This is a genomic window from Bradyrhizobium sp. (assembly GCF_036735945.1).
Classification (GTDB): domain Bacteria; phylum Pseudomonadota; class Alphaproteobacteria; order Rhizobiales; family Xanthobacteraceae; genus Bradyrhizobium.
This window is the reverse complement of the sequence record NZ_DAINNI010000218.1, coordinates 1-4,370: the sequence shown is the minus strand read 5'-3', so window position 1 is coordinate 4,370 and position 4,370 is coordinate 1. Positions and strand designations below refer to the sequence as shown.

The 4,370-nt window shown below is 62.9% G+C and carries 4 protein-coding genes; 1 reads left to right on the top strand and 3 read right to left on the bottom strand.

All coding sequences use genetic code 11. The features are described from left to right. On the bottom strand, nucleotides 1-884 hold an 884-nt coding region (locus V7E26_RS29375), incomplete at its 3' end, for a thiamine pyrophosphate-binding protein (protein ID WP_324422886.1). Between the two features lie 243 nt (nucleotides 885-1,127). Between V7E26_RS29375 and V7E26_RS29370 the strand changes: the two genes are divergently transcribed. Then, nucleotides 1,128-2,147 carry an N-acetylmuramoyl-L-alanine amidase family protein gene (locus V7E26_RS29370; protein ID WP_324422885.1) on the top strand — a complete coding sequence of 340 codons (1,020 nt, stop codon included), beginning with the start codon at nucleotides 1,128-1,130 and terminating at the stop codon, nucleotides 2,145-2,147. Between the two features lie 40 nt (nucleotides 2,148-2,187). On the opposite strand, the gene V7E26_RS29365 is transcribed toward V7E26_RS29370, so the two are convergent. Then, complete coding sequence (locus V7E26_RS29365) at nucleotides 2,188-3,327, bottom strand: hypothetical protein (protein WP_324422884.1); 1,140 nt, start codon at nucleotides 3,325-3,327, stop codon at nucleotides 2,188-2,190. Nucleotides 3,328-3,362: 35 nt separating this feature from the next. Next, on the bottom strand, nucleotides 3,363-4,370 hold a 1,008-nt coding region (locus V7E26_RS29360), incomplete at its 5' end, for a ketopantoate reductase family protein (protein ID WP_324422883.1).

The window sequence follows — 4,370 nt, the reverse complement described above, 5'->3', positions numbered from 1 at the left end:
CCCTTGGTGTAGGTCTCGATCGAACCGGTGTGGCGGTTGGCCCAGCGATTGCCGATCCCGAGCACGAAGTCGGATTGCAGCATGGTCGCGTTGCCGTAGCGGTGGCTGGTCTGCAGCCCGACCATGCCGGCCATCAGCACGTGGTCGTCGGGGATGGCGCCCCACCCCATCAGCGTCGGGACAACCGGCACGTTGACCGTCTCGGCGAACTGCACCAGCAGCGCGGATGCGTCGGCATTGATGACGCCGCCTCCCGCCACGATCAACGGCCGCTCCGCCGCGTTCAGCATCTCCAGCGCCTTCTCGACCTGCTTGCGGGTTGCCGCGGGCTTGTAGACCGGCAGCGGCTCATAGGTCTCGTCGTCGAACTCGATCTCGGCGAGTTGCACGTCGAGCGGCAGGTCGATCAGCACCGGCCCCGGCCGGCCCGAGCGCATGACGTGAAACGCCTGGCTGAAGACGCGCGGCACCAGCGCCGGCTCGCGCACCGTGACAGCCCACTTCGTCACCGGCTTTGCGATCGACTCGATGTCGATCGCCTGAAAATCCTCCTTGTAGAGCCGCGCGCGCGGCGCCTGCCCGGTGATGCAGAGGATCGGGATCGAATCCGCGATCGCCGAATAGAGCCCGGTGATCATGTCGGTGCCGGCCGGCCCCGAGGTGCCGATGCAGACGCCGATATTGCCGGCCCTGGCGCGGGTGTAGCCCTCGGCCATGTGGGAAGCGCCCTCGACATGCCGCGCCAGGATATGGCCGATCGAGCCGCGCTTCTTCAACGCGGAATAAAGCGGATTGATCGCGGCGCCGGGGACGCCGAAGGCGATGCTGACGCCCTCCTTTTCCAGGATTCGAACGGCTGCATCGATCGCCCGCATCTTTGCCATGTCGCGCCTCGCTCACCAGGGTTGGCTGTGGGTGCAATCTTCAGGGCGGCGAGAGCCGATCTCAACGCGGCGGATTTTATTTCCCGCGGAGTGGGAGGCGATTGAAAAACACGCGACTAATCAGGCCCTTGGAGATATTTCAGGATGGAAGAGAACGGCGGCGCGATGCCGATGCGCAGCCCGTGTCACCGCCCCCTTCGGTATCGCGATCCGTGCTGCTATGATGCACTCGGGAGGGCGAGCATGAATCACCGCGGGTTCTCTTGTGTTCTCGGCAGCATCGCTTCGGGATTTTGGCCTCGCCGCCGCACCATCGTCGCTGCGATGGCTGCAATGGTGCTTCTGCCGGTCCAGGCCAGCGATGCCGGCTGGCTTTCGGACGTCTTCAAGGGCTCGTCAAAGCAAGCCAAACCTTCAAAGCAAGCCAGATCGTCAAGGCACGTCGTTCCGCGCAAGTCGGCCACGTTGACGAAGCCTGACGCCACGCCAAAGCGCCGCACCGTAAAGCTTGCCGCCCTGGGGCCGGTCGACCTGAGCCCTGCCGCTCTGAAATCGGTCGCGCCCCGTTGCAATCCCGCGAAGTTTCGGATCGTTCTCGATGTCGGACACACCGCCGAATCAGAAGGCGCGATCAGCGCCCGCAACGTTTCCGAGTTCGTCTTCAACCTGCGCCTTGCGAGGCGGATCGAAGAGAAGTTGAAGGCTGAAGGTTTTGCCGAGACAAGATTGCTCCTGACCGAGGGCAAGGCAAGGCGCAGCCTCGTCAAACGCGTCGCCGCTGCCAACAATCTGGCCGCGCATCTCTTCCTGTCAATCCACCATGACTCCGTGCCCGACAAATTCCTGGAGGATTGGGAGTTCGAGGGGAAGAAGGGCCACTTCAGCGACCGCTTCAGCGGATACTCCGTCTTCGTCTCGCGCAGAAATCCGGACTTCAACACAAGCTTCGCCTTTGCCGAACTGATCGGCAAGGAGATGAAGGCCCAGGGCCTTGATTATGCCAGGCAGTACACACAGCCGATCATGGGTCGCTACCAGCGTCCGCTGCTGAACAAGGAAACCGGCGTCTACCGCTACGATGAACTCATCGTGCTGAGAAAGACCCGGATGCCCGCCGTCCTGCTGGAAGCAGGCTCGATCATCAACCGGGATGAAGAACTCAAGATGAGTTCGTCCGAACGCCGGGACATCATCAGCAGCGGTGTCACGGCGGCCGTGAAGGAATTCTGCGAGCCTCGATGGGCCATGCTCGGTCCACTCTGAGGGCGCAATCAGTTCGCAATCCGCTTCCGGCCTGCCGGCGTCACCTCTTCGATCCCGCCTTGATCTCCTCGAATTTGGCAAGCGCCCGTTCAAATTTTTCGTTGAACAGCCACATCGCATCGAGAATTTCGCGGAAGGTCGCGGATGTCCTGGCCCTGTCGGCTTCCCCAAAGGTGAAGATGCTGTTGTTTCGCAGATACGCCATGATCTTCGGATCGGAAATCCGATAGTCGACCAGGTTGCGCGACCCAAGCGCAGACCTGGTTGGGCTGGGAATGATCTGGATGAGTTCAAAGAGCTTCATCTGATCGATCGGGTCCGGCAGTGTTTTCACGATCGCCGGCACTCGCGGAAAGATATCCGCATGCGCGTTCATCAGGCCGTCGCGTACGGCGGTCCAGTGGTTGTACCGATGGTCCAGATCGCCGACCCGCGCCTCTTCCCTGTCGTCGCGATCATTCAACGCAGGATCAAAGGCTGCTATCGACTTTTTTATCGCCGCCCATCTCTTTCGGCCATTTTGATCTTCGGATACGCCCGTCTGCAAACTGCCCTTGTATTTGTTCGAGCGCGCATTCCCTATATTTTGATTGCCATTCGTCTCGGCAAAGAACAGCCCCAGGCTGATGCGGCCCGCCGCCTCGGCATTGGGGGCATCCAGGCCCCTGGCCCGCGCAATGGCCGTGCCCAGACCGACGATATCCTTGAACGGAGTATCTGATTTTTGCGCGTTGACCGGCGGCGCCTGCATCAGGTCGAAGAGCCTCCGGTACTCGTCGAGCAGCGGCTCATTGCCGGCATCAAAGTACGCCGGTGGGATTCCAAATTTGTTGGGTCCGCCTATTCTGGCCGGAAGAGCGTCGGTGAGATCCTTGTACGCGCTCATCATGTTGTTGCGTGCAAGGTACAGTGCCTGTCCCGGCAAGTTCGGCAGCCGTTGACCCGAATTGATCTGAGCGCGCCGCTGGCGCAGGATCGACTCAAAGCCGGCCCGCGAACTATCGTACGTCCTGAGCGCATCCGACGGCTTTTTACCGAGTACCGCCGGCTCACCCATTGCACGCGACATGAAGCCGAGATTGCCGACCAGCGACGCGACGGTGATGGCAGCCGGCGGTGTCAAGAGGACTCCAAGGGCAAGCGCCGCCGTGGGAGCACGAACATAGCGTCTTGTCCCCATGGCGATTCCCCGTGCGCGCACCGGCGTAAAGCGCCTCAATTCAACCGCAGCTCCATGATGTGCCGCGGATCCGCTTTCAGCTCACCCCGTTCGACGCGCTTGACGATGTCGGTCAGCGCGGCATTGGCCGCGCATGGCAGGCCGATCTTCTCGCCCTCCCGCACCACAAAGCCGTTGAGGAATTCGATCTCGGTGCGGCGGCCCTTCTGCATGTCCTGCCCCATCGAGGGACGCTGCGCCGACGAGGTGCGCTTGGCGTCCTTGAAGCGCTGCTCTTCGCAGGCGCGCGTCGCCGCCTCGTCGCCCTCGCCAGCGCGTGCGATCGTCTCCGGCTCGAGGTGCAGTATCTCTTCGAGCTGATAGCCGAGCGCCTGTCCGACGCGGATCGCCTCGCTGCCGAGCCGCGTGGAGAACCGGCGCAGCGGCTCGCTTTGCAGGACCTCGCCGCCCGGCAGGCCGGTGCAGGCGGAGAGCCCGTTGCCCATGACATTGGCGACCAGTTTGGACCAGCGCTCGCCCCAGAGATTGTCGGTGACCTTGGCGCTGTCGGAATAGGCGACCAGGCGGCAGACTTCCTCCGCCCGCGGCGTGATGCGGCCGTGCACCTCGCCGGCGCGGAACACGGTGTGCGCCGCGCCGCCCTTGCCAGCGCCGCGATGGATGTGGCCCGGCTCCGGCAGGTTGACCGTGATGCTGCTGGCGATGCAGCCCAGCGTCTTGCCCCAGCCGACGACGCCGGCAATGGTCTCCTCGTTCATGCAGTTCTGCAGCGACACCACATAGCCGCCTGCCGCCAGATATTGCTGGATCAGCATGGTGGCCCAGGCCGTGTCGTAGGATTTCATGCAGACGAAAGCGATGTCGACCGGCTTCTCCTTGGCAAGCTGCTGCGCATCCGTGACATGAAGCGCGCGCACCGGAACGGAAAACTCCGCGACGTCCATCGCGTGCGTGACCCGCAGCCCGTGCTTGCGCATATGTTCGACATGCTCGGGCCAGGGATCGATGAAGGTGACGTCCTCGCCCGCCTGCACCATATGCGC